15 protein-coding genes are annotated in these 14,570 nt (G+C 69.5%); 14 read left to right on the top strand and 1 reads right to left on the bottom strand.

The window, feature by feature from the left end:
• Positions 1–25: 25 nt before the first annotated feature.
• From A8M77_RS08770 to A8M77_RS08735, 8 genes are all read left to right on the top strand, one after another.
• Complete coding sequence (locus A8M77_RS08770; protein ID WP_086921169.1) at positions 26–1,387, top strand: cache domain-containing protein; 1,362 nt, start codon at positions 26–28, stop codon at positions 1,385–1,387.
• Positions 1,388–1,445: 58 nt separating this feature from the next.
• A complete protein-coding gene (locus tag A8M77_RS08765; protein ID WP_086921168.1) occupies positions 1,446–2,069 on the top strand; it encodes a response regulator transcription factor in 624 nt (207 codons plus the stop codon).
• A gap of 136 nt (positions 2,070–2,205) precedes the next feature.
• A complete protein-coding gene (locus tag A8M77_RS08760) occupies positions 2,206–3,696 on the top strand; it encodes a DUF4331 domain-containing protein (RefSeq protein WP_086921167.1) in 1,491 nt (496 codons plus the stop codon).
• Positions 3,697–3,706: 10 nt separating this feature from the next.
• Positions 3,707–4,003 (top strand): hypothetical protein, encoded by a 297-nt coding sequence (locus tag A8M77_RS08755; RefSeq protein ID WP_238136756.1) that lies wholly within the window; start codon positions 3,707–3,709, stop codon positions 4,001–4,003.
• 4 nt (positions 4,004–4,007) lie between these two features.
• Positions 4,008–5,174: a hypothetical protein gene (locus A8M77_RS08750; protein ID WP_086921166.1), complete on the top strand. Its 1,167-nt coding sequence runs from the start codon at positions 4,008–4,010 to the stop codon at positions 5,172–5,174.
• Positions 5,068–6,333, top strand: a complete 1,266-nt coding sequence (locus A8M77_RS08745) for a HupE/UreJ family protein (protein WP_238136755.1) — start codon at positions 5,068–5,070, stop codon at positions 6,331–6,333. The genes A8M77_RS08750 and A8M77_RS08745 overlap by 107 nt, the downstream gene beginning before the upstream one ends.
• Positions 6,334–6,457: 124 nt before the next feature.
• Entirely contained in the window at positions 6,458–8,521 is a 2,064-nt protein-coding gene (locus A8M77_RS08740) for a carbon starvation CstA family protein (RefSeq protein WP_086921164.1), read from the top strand.
• Positions 8,521–8,733, top strand: a complete 213-nt coding sequence (locus A8M77_RS08735; protein ID WP_086921163.1) for a YbdD/YjiX family protein — start codon at positions 8,521–8,523, stop codon at positions 8,731–8,733. Before A8M77_RS08740 ends, A8M77_RS08735 begins: the two co-directional genes overlap by 1 nt.
• Before the next feature lie 7 nt (positions 8,734–8,740).
• Here A8M77_RS08735 and ygfZ read toward each other — a convergent pair whose 3' ends face one another.
• Positions 8,741–9,664: a CAF17-like 4Fe-4S cluster assembly/insertion protein YgfZ gene (gene ygfZ, locus A8M77_RS08730; protein ID WP_086921162.1), complete on the bottom strand. Its 924-nt coding sequence runs from the start codon at positions 9,662–9,664 to the stop codon at positions 8,741–8,743.
• A gap of 77 nt (positions 9,665–9,741) precedes the next feature.
• Between ygfZ and mltG the strand changes: the two genes are divergently transcribed.
• The 6 genes from mltG to A8M77_RS08700 all read left to right on the top strand — a co-directional run bounded on the left by mltG (position 9,742) and on the right by A8M77_RS08700 (position 14,346).
• Complete coding sequence (gene mltG, locus A8M77_RS08725; RefSeq protein WP_086921161.1) at positions 9,742–10,764, top strand: endolytic transglycosylase MltG; 1,023 nt, start codon at positions 9,742–9,744, stop codon at positions 10,762–10,764.
• Positions 10,761–11,405: a dTMP kinase gene (tmk, locus tag A8M77_RS08720; RefSeq protein ID WP_086921160.1), complete on the top strand. Its 645-nt coding sequence runs from the start codon at positions 10,761–10,763 to the stop codon at positions 11,403–11,405. Before mltG ends, tmk begins: the two co-directional genes overlap by 4 nt.
• Positions 11,402–12,418: a DNA polymerase III subunit delta' gene (locus A8M77_RS08715; protein WP_086921159.1), complete on the top strand. Its 1,017-nt coding sequence runs from the start codon at positions 11,402–11,404 to the stop codon at positions 12,416–12,418. Before tmk ends, A8M77_RS08715 begins: the two co-directional genes overlap by 4 nt.
• On the top strand, positions 12,415–12,807 hold the full coding sequence (locus tag A8M77_RS08710) for a PilZ domain-containing protein (protein ID WP_086921158.1): 393 nt from the start codon (positions 12,415–12,417) through the stop codon (positions 12,805–12,807). Before A8M77_RS08715 ends, A8M77_RS08710 begins: the two co-directional genes overlap by 4 nt.
• Positions 12,808–12,874: 67 nt before the next feature.
• A complete protein-coding gene (locus A8M77_RS08705) occupies positions 12,875–13,681 on the top strand; it encodes a TatD family hydrolase (RefSeq protein ID WP_086921157.1) in 807 nt (268 codons plus the stop codon).
• Positions 13,678–14,346: an ankyrin repeat domain-containing protein gene (locus A8M77_RS08700; protein ID WP_086921156.1), complete on the top strand. Its 669-nt coding sequence runs from the start codon at positions 13,678–13,680 to the stop codon at positions 14,344–14,346. Before A8M77_RS08705 ends, A8M77_RS08700 begins: the two co-directional genes overlap by 4 nt.
• Positions 14,347–14,570 lie beyond the last annotated feature (224 nt).

Below are 14,570 nucleotides of genomic sequence, written 5' to 3'. Positions count from 1 at the left end.
CCGGCCGCGCGGGCCGGCAAGCCCCATGAACCTCCGTCTCAAGATCGTCGCACTGGCCGTCGCGCCGCTGCTCGTCGCGCTGGTGCTGGTGGCGCTCGCGGTGCGCCACCAGGAGCGCGACCTGGCGACCCGCGAGCGCGCGCTGATCGAGCAGACCTACATGAACCAGCGCCGCAGCGAGCTCAAGAGCTACGTGGCGCTGGCGGTCAGCGTGGTGCAGCCGCTGTACGACGCCGGCCTGGACGACGAGGCGACGCGCACCGAGGCGCTGCACCGGCTGGCGGCGCTGGACTACGGCAACGACGGCTACTTCTTCGTCTACGACCTGCAGGGGCGCTCGCTGATGCACTCGCGCCAGCCCGACCTGGTCGGGCAGAACCTGTGGGAGCTGCGCGACTCGCGCGGGCGCTTCACCATCCAGGAGCTGATCGCCAAGGCGCGAGACGGCGGCGGCTACGTCGAGTACGAGTGGCGCAAGCCCTCCAGCGCCCAGCTGGCGCCCAAGCTGGGCTACGTGACCGCGCTGCCACGCTGGAACTGGATGGTCGGCACCGGCCTGTACCTGGACGACATCCAGGTGGCCATGCAGACGCTGGACCGGCAGATGAACCTCAACGTCGCCACTACCATGCTGTGGATCGCCGGCATCGCCGCGCTGTGCCTGGCGGCGGTGAGCGCCGGCGGGCTGCTGCTCAACCTCAGCGAGCACCGCGTGGCCGAGGCCAAGCTGCGCCTGCTGGCGCGCCAGGTGGTGCAGTCGCAGGAAGAGGAGCGCGGCCGCCTCGCGCGCGAGTTGCACGACGGCACCAGCCAGACGCTGGTGTCGACCAAGCTGCTGGTGGAGTCGGCGGTGGACACGCTGGAGCGCGCGAAGCATCCCGCGCCGGTGGTGCTGGCCAAGGCGGTGGCGCGGCTCAACGAGACGCTGTCGGAGGTGCGGCGCATCTCCCACCGGCTGCGGCCGGCGCTGCTGGACCAGCTGGGCCTGCCGGCCGCGCTGGAGCGGCTGGGCGCGGAGTTCGGCGAGGAGGGCACCGTGGCCGCTTCGGTCGCGGTGCAGGGGGCGCCGCGCGAGTTGCCGGAGGAGGTCAAGACCGCGCTGTTCCGCGTCGCCCAGGAGGCATTGACCAATGTGCGCAAGCATGCGCGGGCGCGGCAGGTGCGCATCGCGCTCGACTTCGAGGATCGCGGCCTGCGCCTGGAGGTGGGCGACGACGGGGTCGGTTTCGACGTGGATTCGACGCAGCTCGATCCGCGCCGCGGCATCGGCCTGCGCAACATGCGCGAACGCATCGCGTCCATCGGCGGGCGCCTGGACGTGCGCTCGGGCACCAGCGGAACCGCGATCATCGCGTTCGTCCCTGCGAAGAGCCTGGAGGTGGGATGAGCCGCACGGCCGCTCCGAAGGCGAATACCGTAGCCGAAGGCGAAGGTCTCCAGTGACGATGCCGGTCCGCCTGTTCCTGGTCGACGACCATCCGCTGGTGCGCGACGGCCTGCATGCCCGGCTCGACGCGCTTCCCGGCATCGAGATCGTGGGCGAGGCCGGCAGCGCCGCCGAGGCGCTGGACGCCATCGCCCGCCTGCAGCCGCAACTGGTGCTGGCGGACGTGGGCATGAAGGACATGAACGGCATCGAGCTGGCCGCGGTGCTGCAGGAGCGGCACCCGGCGGTGCGGGTGGTGATGCTCAGCATGTACGACAACCCCGAGTACGTGCAGCAGGCGCTGGCCGCCGGCGCGCGCGGCTACGTGCTCAAGGACGCGCCGGCGGCGGAGATCGTCGCCGCCATCGAGGCCGCCGCGGCGGGCGGAACCTTCCTGAGCCCGGCGGTGTCGCAACGCCTCTTCCGCAACCAGGCGCCGCGGCCGCTGCTGACGCCGCGCGAGAGCGAGATCCTTTCCGCGCTGGGCCGCGGCGAATCGAGCAAGCAGATCGCGCGCACGCTGGGCCTCAGCGTGCGGACCATCGAGGCGCACCGGCAGAGCATCAAGCGGCGGCTGGGCATCGAGGGGCAGGCGGAGCTGATCAAGTACGCGGTGGAGCACGCCAGGCGCTTCGGGCAGTAGCGCGCGAACATCCTGTTTCATCTTCCAGGTCCTTCGCGAATCCGTCGCAGGGGCCTGGCGCGTACCTGCATCGGTTCCGTCGCAGTCCAGGCTGACGACGGCCTCGAACCGCACCCAACCGCACGAGGTGACACCGATGAGACACCCCCCAGCTCTTGCTATCGCCTGCGCCGTGACGCTGTCAGCGGGCGCAGTGGCCAGTCTGCCCGCCCTGGCATCCAGCCACCGCGAAGCGCCCGCCATCACCGGCATGCCCAAGGTGGACGGGACCGACTTCTACATGTTCCGCAGCTACGAGCCCGGGCGCCAGGACTTCGTGACGCTGATCGCCAACTACCAGCCGGACCAGAGCGCCTACGGCGGCCCCAACTACTTCTTCATGGACCCCGCGGCGCTGTACGAGATCCATCTCGATACCAACGGCGATGCGCAGGAGGACATCAGCTTCCAGTTCCGCTTCAAGAACACGCTGCGCAACATCCAGCTGCCCATCGGCGGCAGGAACGTGTCGATCCCCCTCGTGCAGTCCGGGGCGATCTCGTCGCCCAATGGCGCGACGAGCAATCTGCGCGAGAGCTTCACGCTGACCGTGGTCCGCGGCGATCGGCGCGGCGGCACGGCAGCGGCCGTGACCGGCCCCGGCGGCATCAGGGAATTCGACAAGCCCACGGACAACATCGGCAACAAGACCTTCGGCGGCCCGACCGGCTACGACGCCTACGCCAACCAGCACATCTACGCGATCAACGTGCCGGGCTGCGCGACGGCGGGCCGGCTGTTCGTCGGGCAGCGCAAGGACCCGTTCACCGTCGCGCTGGGCCAGATCTTCGACCTGATCAACCTGAATCCTCTCGGCACCACCAACGGCAATCCGGATGCGCTGGCAGCCAAGAACATCACGACCCTGGCGCTCGAGCTGCCGATCGCGTGCGTCGCGACGGGCGGCAGCCCGATCGTCGGTGGCTGGACCAGCGCGAGCGTGCGGCAGGGCCGGCTGATCGCGAGTCCGCCCAAGAGCGGCCACGGCACCACGGCCCTGAACGGTGGCCCGTGGGCGCAGGTGTCGAGGCTCGGCATGCCGCTCGTCAACGAGGTGGTCATCGGCCTGAAGGACAAGGACCGCTTCAACAGTTCCAAGCCGAAGGACGACGCGCAGTTCGCCGACTACGTGACGAATCCGACGCTCCCGGCGCTGATCCAGACGCTGTTCCCGTCGGCGCCGGCGCCGACGAACTTCCCGCGCACCGACCTCGTCGCCGCCTTCCTGACGGGGATCGACGGCGTGAACAAGCCGGCCAACGGCAAGGCCGCGGAGATGTTGCGCCTGAACACCAGCGTGATGCCCACGCCCAGGGCCGGCCAGAGCAATCTGGGCGTCCTCGGCGGCGACAACGCCGGCTTCCCGAATGGCCGTCGTCCCGGGGACGACGTGGTGGATGCCGAGCTCCGGGTGGCGATGGGCGCGCTGTGCGTGGCCACGGGCGCCAGCGATGCGCTCAAGGTCGGGTGCAAGCCGGCGGATGCGCCGGCCGGCGGGGCGCCGATCACCGACGGCGCACTGCAGAGCCCGGCGCAGTTCCCCGATGCCTTCCCTTATCTCAACTCGCCACTGCCGGGCGCGCAATGAGAGGCATGCCATGAAGCCATCGACAAGACAGTGGATCGCCATCGCCGTGCTGGGCGCGATGGCCGGCACCCTCGCCGGCTGCGGCGGGGGAGGGGGCGGAGGCGGCGTGTTCATCCCGCCGGTCGGCAGTGCGCCCCCGCAGACGCCGCCAGCGACGACGCCGCCGGCCGGCGATGACGGCGACGCCTTCATCGCCTACGTGAAGGGCTTGTTGGCGCAGTTGCTCGACACGGCGGAGCCCTTCGATGTCGGGGCCTTCGACCCGCCGCCGACATCGGAGACGCGCGAGCCCTTGTCCACGGAATGAAGCCGTGCACGCAGGCGTCGTCTGCGCGCTTGCCCTCGCATGCGCGCTTGCACTCCACGGCGGCGCCTTCGCGGCGCCTCGTGTGCCGGTCGACGACAGCGAGCTGATCGAGACACTGCCATCCATCGCCGCGTCGGCACGCGACGAGCGTGCCTGGCGCCGGGCGCTGGCGCGGCAGCCGGGCGACCAGGACCTGGCCCTGCGCGCCGCGCGCGAGCTGCTCGCCAAGGCGCGCGAGCAGGGCGATGCGCGGTACGCGGGACAGGCGCTCGGCGCGCTGCGCCCGTGGGAGCCGGTGTCGGGCCGGACCCCGGCACCGGTGCTGGTCATGCATGCCGACATCTCCCAGTTCCTGCATGACTTCGCCGGCGCCGAGGCCTCCCTGCGGCTCGCGCTCGCGCAGGCGCCCCGGGATGCGCAGGGGTGGCTCATGCTCGCCACCGTGCAGCGCGTGCGCGGGAAACTGGGCGAGGCCGATGCCTCCTGCCGCGGCGTGTCACGGGCCGGGCAGGACGTCCATGCAATCGCCTGCCTGGCCGAGAACGCGGCGCTGCGCGGAGACACGGATGGCGCGCGACGCGCGCTCGACGAGCTGCTCGGCCGGCCCGCGCTGCGATCGCCCGCGCAGGCTGGAACGCGCCTGTGGCTCTGGACCACCATGGCCGAAGTCGAGGAACTCGCCGGCCGTCCTGCGCAGGCGGAGCGTGCCTACCGTCGCGCCATCGCGGAAAGGCGCGACGGCTACGCCCTGATCGCCTATGCCGACCTGCTGCTTTCGCAGTCCCGGCATCGCGAAGTGCCGGCACTGCTGGCGGACCAGCCCCGCAGCGACGCCGTCCTGCTGCGGCTCGCCGTGGCCCTTCAGGCCGCCCCGGCACCGAACCCGGCGGCCGATGAGCTTCGGGCTCGCTTCGACGCTTCCGCCGAGCGCCCGGGAGGCTCGGGCGCCCACGCGCGCGAGGAGGCGATGTTCGCGCTGGACGTGCTGGGCGATGCGCGGCGGGCGTTGCGGCTCGCGCGAGACAACGCGGCGCGGCAGCGCGAGCCCGTCGACCTGCTGCTGTATGCGCGTGCGGCTGCCGCGGCGCGCGACGACGATGCGAGGCGCGAGCTCGCCGTCCTCATGCAGACCCTGGGAGTGCGCGATGCGCGCGTCGATCGCCTGCCGTAGCCGGGCAGGCCGGTGGCTGCGCGCACTGCTTGCGCTGCTGCTGCTCGGGCTCGCGGCGGCCGGCGCCGCTTCGGCGCACAAGGCGAGCGATGCCTACCTCTTCCTTTCGCCCGAGCCGGACGGCTGGCGCCTGCGCTGGGACATCGCGCTGCGCGATCTCGAGGCGGCGCTGGATCTCGATGCCGACGGCGACCGCCGGCTGCAGTGGGGCGAAGTGAGGTCGCGGCTGACCGAGATCGAGGCCTACGCGGCGGCCGGGCTGCGCCTGCAGCGAGGCGAGTGCAGCCTCGCGCAGGCCCAGGCGCCCGCCATCGAGCGCCGCATCGACGGCGCCTACCTGGTCCTTCGGATGGCTGCGGCCTGCACCGCTGCATCGCCGCTGCTTGTCGAGTACCGGCTGCTGGCCGACGTCGACCCCACCCATCGCGGCCTCCTGCGCATCGACGGCGAACCGGGCGATGTGCCGGTCACGCGCGCGCTCGATCCTGCCGAGGGCATCGTGAGGATCGCATGGCGCCCGGATGAAGCGGCCGGTGCCGAAGACGCCTCGTCGATCGCAAGCTTCTTCCGCAACGGCGTGCACCACATCCTGGTCGGCCATGACCACCTGCTGTTCCTGGTGTGCCTCCTGTTGCCCTCGGTACTGCGGCGGACGCCGCAGGGATGGCAGGCCATCGACCGGCCGGGCGAGGCGCTGTGGCGAATGCTCGGCATCGTCACCATGTTCACGATGGCGCACTCGATCACGCTGGCGGCCGCGGGCCTGCAGCTCGTGGTCCTTTCGCCGCGCATCGTCGAGCCCGGCATCGCCCTGACCATCGCGATCGCGGCGTTCGACAACATCCACCCCATCCTGCGCGGCCGTCACAAGCAGTTCGCCTTCCTGTTCGGTCTGATCCATGGCTTCGGGTTTGCGGCCGTGCTCTCCGAACTCGGCCTGCCGACCGGCGGGCTCGTGAAGGCACTGCTGGCATTCAACCTCGGCGTCGAAGCCGGGCAGCTTGTCGTCGTGGTCATTGCACTGGCCGTCCTGCTGGCCCTCAGGGGTTGGCAACGTTATGTCGCCGTCGTGCTGCGCGGTGGCTCTGCCGTCGCCCTGGTGCTGGCATCGCTCTGGCTGGTCGAGAGGGTGGCGGACTTGAAGCTGATGCCTCTCTGACATCGCAAAATCAAGGGTTTTCCCTTAGGCAACACCACGCAACCCGGCTGCGCGGTGTGACGGATGCCTGCGCCGACCCGCCTCGCGACACTCCTTGGGGTCCGATACACAAGGAGACATCCGCATGCAAAGCATCCGCCGCCACCTGGTGTGGCTCGTCGTGGCGATCGTCGGCGCGTTCGCGCTCGGCACCGTCGCCCTGGCGCGTGGCGAGGCCATCAGCGCCCTCTGGGTGGTGGCCGCCGCCATCTGCACCTACCTCATCGCCTACCGCTACTACAGCCTCTTCATCGCCGAGCGCGTGCTGGGCCTCGACGGCAAGCGCATGACGCCCGCGTACCGCCACAACGACGGGCTGGACTACGTGCCGACCGACAAGAACGTGCTCTTCGGCCACCACTTCGCGGCCATCGCGGGCGCGGGGCCGCTGGTCGGGCCGGTGCTGGCGGCGCAGATGGGCTACCTGCCCGGGCTGCTGTGGATCCTGGCCGGCGTGGTGTTCGCAGGGGCTGTGCAGGACTTCATCGTGCTCTTCATCTCCACGCGGCGCGACGGCCGCTCGCTGGGCGACCTCATCAAGCAGGAGATGGGCACGGTGCCGGGGCTGATCGCGCTCTTCGGCACCTTCATGATCATGATCATCATCCTGGCGGTGCTGGCGCTGATCGTGGTGAAGGCGCTGGCCGAATCGCCCTGGGGCACCTTCACGGTGGCCGCGACCATCCCGGTGGCGGTCTTCATGGGCGTGTACCTGCGCTACATCCGCCCCGGGCGCATCGGCGAGATCTCGGTGATCGGCTTCGTGCTGCTGATGCTGGCGATCTTCGGCGGCCAGGCAGTGGCGAACAATCCGGACTGGGCACCGCTCTTCACCTTCGACGGCAAGGCGCTGACCTGGATGCTGATCGGCTACGGCTTCATCGCCGCCAGCCTGCCGGTGTGGCTGCTGCTGGCGCCGCGCGACTACCTCTCGACCTTCCTGAAGATCGGCACCATCATCGCGCTGGCGATCGGCATCGTCTTCGTCGCGCCGACGCTGCAGATGCCGGCTGTCACGCAGTTCGCGCAGGGCAACGGGCCGGTGTGGTCGGGCAGTCTGTTCCCCTTCCTCTTCATCACCATCGCCTGCGGCGCGGTCTCGGGCTTCCATGCGCTGATCTCGTCCGGCACCACGCCCAAGATGCTGGAGAACGAGCGCCATGCGCGCTTCATCGGCTACGGCGGCATGCTGGCCGAGTCCTTCGTCGCCGTGATGGCGCTGGTGGCGGCCGCCTGCATCGAGCCGGGCGTGTACTTCGCGATGAACAGCCCGGCCGCGCTGGTGGGCAACACGCCTGCCACCGTGGCGCAGACCATCTCGAGCTGGGGCTTCGTGGTCACGCCCGAGATGCTGGTGCAGACCGCCAAGGACGTTGGCGAAAGCACCATCCTCGGTCGCGCCGGCGGCGCGCCCACGCTGGCCGTCGGCATGGCGCACATCCTGCACCAGGCCATCGGCGGCCAGGCCATGATGGCCTTCTGGTACCACTTCGCGATCCTGTTCGAGGCGCTGTTCATCCTGACCGCGGTGGACGCCGGCACCCGTGCCGGGCGCTTCATGCTGCAGGACCTGCTGGGCAGTTTCATGCCGGCGCTCAAGCGCACCGACTCCTTCGCGGCCAACATGCTCGCCACCTTCCTTTGCGTCGCGGCCTGGGGCTACTTCCTCTACCAGGGCGTGGTCGATCCGCTGGGCGGTATCAACACGCTGTGGCCGCTGTTCGGCATCTCCAACCAGATGCTGGCCGCGGTGGCGCTGATGCTGGGCGTGGTGGTGCTCTACCGCATGAAGCGCGAGCGCTATGCCTGGGTCGCGATCGCGCCGGCCGCCTGGCTGCTGGTGTGCACGCTGACGGCAGGCTGGCAGAAGATCTTCTCGGCCGATCCGAAGGTCGGCTTCCTCTCGCACGCGTCGAAGTACGCCGAGGCGCTCGAGAAGGGCGTGCTGCTCGCGCCGGCCAAGACGCCCGAGGCGATGTCGCGCATCGTCTTCAACGACCGGCTCGATGCCGCGCTCTGCGGGCTCTTCATCTTCGTGGTGCTGAGCGTGCTGTTCTACAGCGTGAAGAGCGTGCTGGCGGCCCGTGCATCGAACAAGCCGACGGCGCACGAGACGCCGTTCGAGGCGATGCCCACCCAGGCGGCCTGATGCGTTCGCTGGCCGCCTTGCCCGAGGCCGGGCGCTACCTGACCCGATCGCTGGCGCAATCGCTGCGGTTGATGGTCGGGCTGCCGGACTACGACGCGTACCTCAGCCACATGGCGCGCACGCATCCGGAGCAGGCGCCGATGAGCTACGAGGCCTTCTTCCGCGAGCGCCTGGAGGCCCGCTACGGCAGCGGCAAGGGCCGCTGCTGCTGAGCCGGGCTCAGATGTCTTCAAGCAGGGGGTAGGGGAGGGGCTCGACCGTGAGGGCTGTGCCGTCCGCGCTGCCGGCGCGCAGCCCTCCCGATTCGAGCGCCGCGATCTGGATCGACACCAGCGCGGCCCAGCCGCCGCCCGGCGCGGGCGCGGCCTGCGCGACCAGGCCGACGGGCTGCTGCGCATCGCCTGCGGCAAAGACCTCCTGGCCTGCCTCCACCGGCGCCGGCGACTGCACCAGGTAAGTCCGTCGCTTGAGCGTGCCGCGGAACTGGCTGCGCGCCACCACCTCCTGGCCCGGATAGCAGCCCTTCTTGAAGTTCACGCCGCCCACCGATTCGTAGTTGAGCATCTGCGGCACGAAGGCCTCGACGATGGGCGTGCTGACGGTCACGATGCCGCTTCGCACCTCGCTCCAGGACCAGAGCGCCGCATCGAGCGCCGGGCCCTCGGGCGGCGGGCTGCCGGCGGGCGCGATGCGCAGCGCGCGCGGAATGCCGTCGGAGGGATTGAGCGACACCACGTGGGCCTCGCCGATGGCGGTGCAGCGGCCCGGCGTCGCGCCGGCATCGACGCCATTGGCGGGCAGCGCCGTGCCGGCCAGGCCGTGCAGCGCGAAGTCTTCGCTGGCATCGCTGAGCTTGAGCTTGGCGCGCAGCACGTACATCGACAGCCGCTTGAGCGTGGCGGGCAGGATGTCGCGGCCGAGCACCAGCAGCACCCGATCGGGCTGCGGCTTGATGCCGATGAAGCTCGCGATCACGCGGCCCTTGGCCGTGCACAGCGCGGCCAGGCGTGCCTCTGCGGGCCCCAGAAGGGCGAAATCCTGGGTCAGTTGGCCATTGAGGAAATTGGCAGCTTCGGGGCCCTCGGCACGGATCACGCCGAGGTGGGAAAGGGCTGTTACGCCGTTCAGAACGACAGGGGTCATCGCTGAATTATCATGGGCCGGTCCGTTCCGTTCGGCCCGCAGGGCTACCGCGTTTTCTTCCTCGTCCCACCGGATCCGTGCGCCGCTTCCTCCTCACGCTTTTTCTGCTCGCCGCCTTCGTCGTGCTCGGCGCCGGCGCGGCCGGACTGTGGTGGGTGCAGCAGCCGCTCAAACTGCCTGCGCCCTCCGTAGACCTGTCGGTCGAGCCCGGCACGACGCCGAAAGGCGTCGCGCAGGCAGTGGAGGCCGCAGGCGTGGCCGTCCCCTGGCAACTGCTCTACGGCTGGTTCCGCTTCTCGGGCCAGGACCGGCAGATCCGCGCCGGCAGCTACGAACTCGAGCGCGGCGTCACGCCGCGGATGCTGCTCAACATGCTGGTGCGCGGCGAAGAGGCCACCCGCAGCATCGTGCTGGTGGAGGGCTGGAACTTCCGCCAGGTGCGTGCGGCCCTGGCCAAGGCCGAGCAGTTGAAGCCGGACAGCTTGGGCCTGAGCGACGACGAGCTGATGAACAATCTGGGCAAGCCCGGCGTGCATCCCGAAGGCCGGTTCTTCCCCGACACCTACACCTATTCCAAAGGGTCGAGTGACGTCGCGCTGCTGCAGCGCGCGATGCGCGCCATGGACAAGAAGCTGGACGCAGCCTGGGCCGCGCGGGCCTCCGACCTGCCGCTGAAGTCGGCCAACGAGGCGCTGATCCTCGCCAGCATTGTCGAGAAGGAGACCGGGGTCGCCAAGGATCGCGCCGAGATCTCGGCGGTGTTCGTCAACCGGCTGCGCGTCGGCATGCCGCTGCAGACCGACCCGACCGTGATCTACGGCATGGGCGCCCGCTTCGACGGCAACCTGCGCAAGAAGGACCTGCAGGCCGACACGCCCTGGAACACCTACCTGCGCCCCGGCCTGCCGCCCACGCCGATCTCGATGCCCGGCAAGGCGGCGTTGCTGGCCGCGGTGCAGCCGGCCCAGAGCAAGTCGCTGTACTTCGTGTCGCGGGGCGACGGCTCCAGCCAATTCAGCAGTTCGCTCGACGAGCACAACCGCGCGGTCAACCGCTACCAGCGCGGCATCGACACGCCGGCCAAGGGCGAGCAACGATGAGCACAGGATTGTTTCTCACACTGGAAGGCATCGACGGTGCCGGCAAGTCCAGCCACATCGACGCGCTGGAAGCGCTGTTCAAGGCCGCGGGCCGGCAGGTCACGCGCACGCGCGAGCCGGGCGGCACGCTGCTGGCGGAGGCGCTTCGCACCCTGGTCCTCAACGAGGCCATGGACCCGCTGACCGAATCGCTGCTGGTGTTCGCGGCGCGGCGCGACCATATCGTGCGGGTGATCGAGCCCGCGCTCGCGCGGGGCGAGGTGGTGCTGTGCGATCGCTTCACCGATGCCACCTTTGCGTACCAGGGGGCAGGGCGAGGCTTCGACGAGACCGTGCTGTCCTCGCTGGAGCGATGGGTGCAGGCCCGCGAAGACGCGCCGCTGCTGCAGCCGGCGCTCACGCTGTGGTTCGACCTGCCGCCCGGGATCGCCGCCGAGCGCCTGGCCGGCGCGCGCTTGCCCGACAAGTTCGAGTCGCAGCCGGTCGAATTCTTCCGACGCGTTGCCGCCGGCTATGCGGCGCGCGCGGCTGCGGCGCCGCGTTTCGCGCGCATCGACGCAAACCGCTCGCGCGGGCAGGTCTGGGCACAGATCGAAGCGGCGTTGGCAGAGCGTGGCCTGCCCGGGAGCGATGTGCGATGAGCGATGCCGCACCTCTGCTGCCCTGGCTGCGCCAACCGCTGGCCGAGCTCCTGCGCCAGCGTGGCCATGCCTGGCTGTTGCACGGCCCCTCCGGCCTGGGCCAGTACGAACTGGGCTTGGCACTCGCAGCAGCCTGGCTGTGCGAGCAACCGGCCGAAGGGCAGGGCGCTTGTGGCCATTGCCCCAGCTGCCACGCGATCGCGGTGCGCACCCATGCCGACCTCTGCGTGCTGATGCCCGAGGTCGCCATGCAGGAACTGGGCTGGCCGCTGGACGAGAAGAGCCAGGCCGACATCGACGACAAGAAGCGCAAGCCCAGCCGCGAGATCCGCGTGGAGGCCATGCGAGACGCGGTCGGCTTCGCCCAGCGCACGAGCGCGCGCGGCCGCGGCAAGGTGGTGATGGTCTATCCGGCCGAGCGGATGAACACCATCACCGCCAATGCGCTGCTGAAGACGCTGGAAGAGCCGGTCGGCGATGTGCGATTCGTGCTGGCCAGCGAAGCCGCCTGGCAGTTGCTGCCCACCATCCGCAGCCGCTGCCTCGGCTTCACCTTGCCCTGGCCCGGTGAGGACGAGGCGCGCGACTGGCTGGTGGCGCAGGGCGTACCGGCCGCGGATGCGCCCGCCCTGCTGCGTGCCGCCGGCGGCCGCCCCAGCGATGCGCTCCGCCTGGCCGCCGCAGGCCAGTCGCCCAAGGCCTGGAGCCTGCTGCCCAAGGCCCTGCAGCGCGGCGAGGTCGCCGCCCTGGCGGACCAGGCGCCCGCCCAGGCCATCGTCGTGCTGCAGAAGCTGTGCCACGACCTGATGGCCGTGGACAGCGGCGCCGCGCCGCGCTTCTTCGAGGCGGCCGACCTCCCGGGCGTGCCGCCCCGTGCCGCGCTGGCGCGCTGGGCCCGATCCCTCGCGAATGCGGCAAAAACCGCAGAACACCCCTTCAATGCGGGCCTGATGCTCGAGGCGCTTGTGAGCGAAGCGCGAAGCACCCTAAACTCGGCCGGCCGTCGCCCATGAACACACCTGTCACCCCCACGCCCGCCGCACCCGCCACTGCCGCTACCGCGACTCGCCCCAGCGTCATCCAACTGGCGATCAAGGAGAAAGGCGCGCTCTACGCGGCCTACATCCCGCTGTTTGCCGAGGGCGGCATCTTCATCCCGACCTCCCGCGAGTACCGGCTGGGCGACGACGTGTACGTGCTGTTGACGCTCCCGGAAGATCCGCAGCGCTATCCCGTGGCCGGCAAGGTGGCCTGGATCACGCCGGCCCGTGCCGCCGGCAACCGGGCGCCCGGCGTCGGCATCCGCTTTCCCTCCGATGAGAAGTCGCGCCAGCTCAAGGCGCGCATCGAAGAGGCGCTCGGAGGCACCATGGCCTCCGACCGCCCGACCCAGACCATCTGAGCGTTCCCGCCCCCGTGGCGCGGACCGCGGGCGCTGCGGCTGCAGCGCCTTTTCTTCCATTGCCGCGATGTTCACCGACTCCCACTGCCATCTGACTTTTCCCGAATTCGCCGGCCGAATGCCTGAAATCCGCCAGGCCATGGCCGCCGCGCAGGTGGATCGGGCGCTCTGCATCTGCACCACGTTGGAGGAATTTTCCGAAGTACAGGCCCTGGCGTCCGATTTTGACAACTTCTGGGCCAGCGTAGGCGTCCATCCGGACAACGAGGGCGTGACTGAGCCCTCCGTGGACGACCTGGTGTCCCGTTCCGCGCTGCCGAAGGTCATCGCCATCGGCGAGACCGGGCTGGACTACTACCAGATGGAAGAACGCAAGGGCGGACGCAGCATTGGCGACCTTGAATGGCAGCGCAACCGCTTCCGCACGCACATCCGGGCGGCGCAGCAGGTGGGCAAGCCGCTGATCATCCACACCCGCGAAGCCTCGGCCGACACCTTGGCCATCCTGAAGGAGGAGGGTGAAGACGGCGGGGTGAGGGCGGCGGGTGGCGTGTTCCACTGCTTCACCGAGACGGCCGAAGTCGCCCGCGCCGCGCTGGACCTGGGTTTCTACATCTCGTTCTCCGGCATCCTGACCTTCAAGAAGGCCGCCGAGCTGCGCGAAGTGGCCGCCTTCGTGCCGCTGGATCGCATGCTGATCGAGACCGACAGCCCGTATCTCGCACCCGTGCCTTACCGCGGAAAGACCAACAATCCGTCCTATGTGCCCTTCGTGGCACAACAGATCGCCGAGCTCAGGGCACTGCCGATCGAGACCATCGGCGAAGCCACCAGCCGGAACTTCGAAGCCCTTTTCAAGGGTGTGAAGACGTGAAAAATTACTTTAAAAAGCTTTTGTATCTTGCTGTTTTTACAGGATCTTTTTCCGTTCATGCCGGCTCCTACGAGGATTTCTTCCGGGCTGTGCGCAGCGACAACGCCGGTGGCATCCAGGCGCTGCTGAACCGTGGCTTCGACCCCAACACCGTCGACGAGCAGGGTCAGGCAGGCCTGTTGATTGCCATGCGCGAGCCGTCCCCACGCGTGATCCAGGTGCTCCTGGATTCGCCCAAGACCAATGTGGAGGTGCGCAACGCCAAGGATGAAAGCCCGCTGATGCTCGCCGCGCTCAAAGGCCAGCAGGACCTGGTGACGCGCCTCATCGCCCGGGACGCCGACGTCAACAAGCCGGGCTGGGCGCCGCTGCATTACGCGGCCACCGGAGGCCACGTGGCGATCATGAAGCAGCTGCTGGACAACTACGCCTTCATCGATGCGCAGTCGCCCAACGGCACGACGCCGCTGATGATGGCCGCGATGTATGGCTCGACCGAGGCGGTGCAACTGCTGCTGGACGAAGGCGCCGACACCGCCATGAAGAACCAGTTGGGAATGACGGCGCTGGACTTTGCGCAGCGCGCGAATCGGCCGGATGCCGTACGGCTGCTGAGCAGCGCCGGCGCGGCCAAGGCCACGAAACCCAGCGACGGCAAGTGGTGAGCCGATGGGGATCCTCGGGTGGCAGCCGGATCCTCTTTGAAGAACACAATGTGCATTATGTTAAATCAATGATGGAAGCTCGCAAGGCAGGCCTTGGAGGTGTAAGAACCACCCGGCCCCACTGACGCCCTCCGCTAGCCATACTGACGAAGCACCTGACGGACTGATTGGCGTCGGCCCATGCTCTTCGGAGCGCGCCTAGAAGCGTTTTAGATGTCCGCTCT

Origin of the sequence: Variovorax sp. JS1663, from assembly GCF_002157355.1 — a bacterium.
Classification (GTDB): Bacteria; Pseudomonadota; Gammaproteobacteria; order Burkholderiales; family Burkholderiaceae_C; genus Variovorax.
Note: the sequence above shows the minus strand (reverse complement) of the source record. Positions and strands in the feature narration are given on the sequence as shown.

Bases quoted from the DNA above. Each gene is read 5' to 3' on its own strand.
- A8M77_RS08770 (WP_086921169.1), top strand. From the start codon at position 26: ATGAACCTCCGTCTCAAGATCGTCGCACTGGCCGTCGCGCCGCTGCTC.
- A8M77_RS08765 (WP_086921168.1), top strand. From the start codon at position 1,446: ATGCCGGTCCGCCTGTTCCTGGTCGACGACCATCCGCTGGTGCGCGAC.
- A8M77_RS08760 (WP_086921167.1), top strand. From the start codon at position 2,206: ATGAGACACCCCCCAGCTCTTGCTATCGCCTGCGCCGTGACGCTGTCA.
- A8M77_RS08755 (WP_238136756.1), top strand. From the start codon at position 3,707: ATGAAGCCATCGACAAGACAGTGGATCGCCATCGCCGTGCTGGGCGCG.
- A8M77_RS08745 (WP_238136755.1), top strand. From the start codon at position 5,068: ATGCGCGTGCGGCTGCCGCGGCGCGCGACGACGATGCGAGGCGCGAGC.
- A8M77_RS08740 (WP_086921164.1), top strand. From the start codon at position 6,458: ATGCAAAGCATCCGCCGCCACCTGGTGTGGCTCGTCGTGGCGATCGTC.
- A8M77_RS08735 (WP_086921163.1), top strand. From the start codon at position 8,521: ATGCGTTCGCTGGCCGCCTTGCCCGAGGCCGGGCGCTACCTGACCCGA.
- ygfZ (WP_086921162.1), bottom strand. From the start codon at position 9,664: ATGACCCCTGTCGTTCTGAACGGCGTAACAGCCCTTTCCCACCTCGGC.
- tmk (WP_086921160.1), top strand. From the start codon at position 10,761: ATGAGCACAGGATTGTTTCTCACACTGGAAGGCATCGACGGTGCCGGC.
- A8M77_RS08715 (WP_086921159.1), top strand. From the start codon at position 11,402: ATGAGCGATGCCGCACCTCTGCTGCCCTGGCTGCGCCAACCGCTGGCC.
- A8M77_RS08710 (WP_086921158.1), top strand. From the start codon at position 12,415: ATGAACACACCTGTCACCCCCACGCCCGCCGCACCCGCCACTGCCGCT.
- A8M77_RS08705 (WP_086921157.1), top strand. From the start codon at position 12,875: ATGTTCACCGACTCCCACTGCCATCTGACTTTTCCCGAATTCGCCGGC.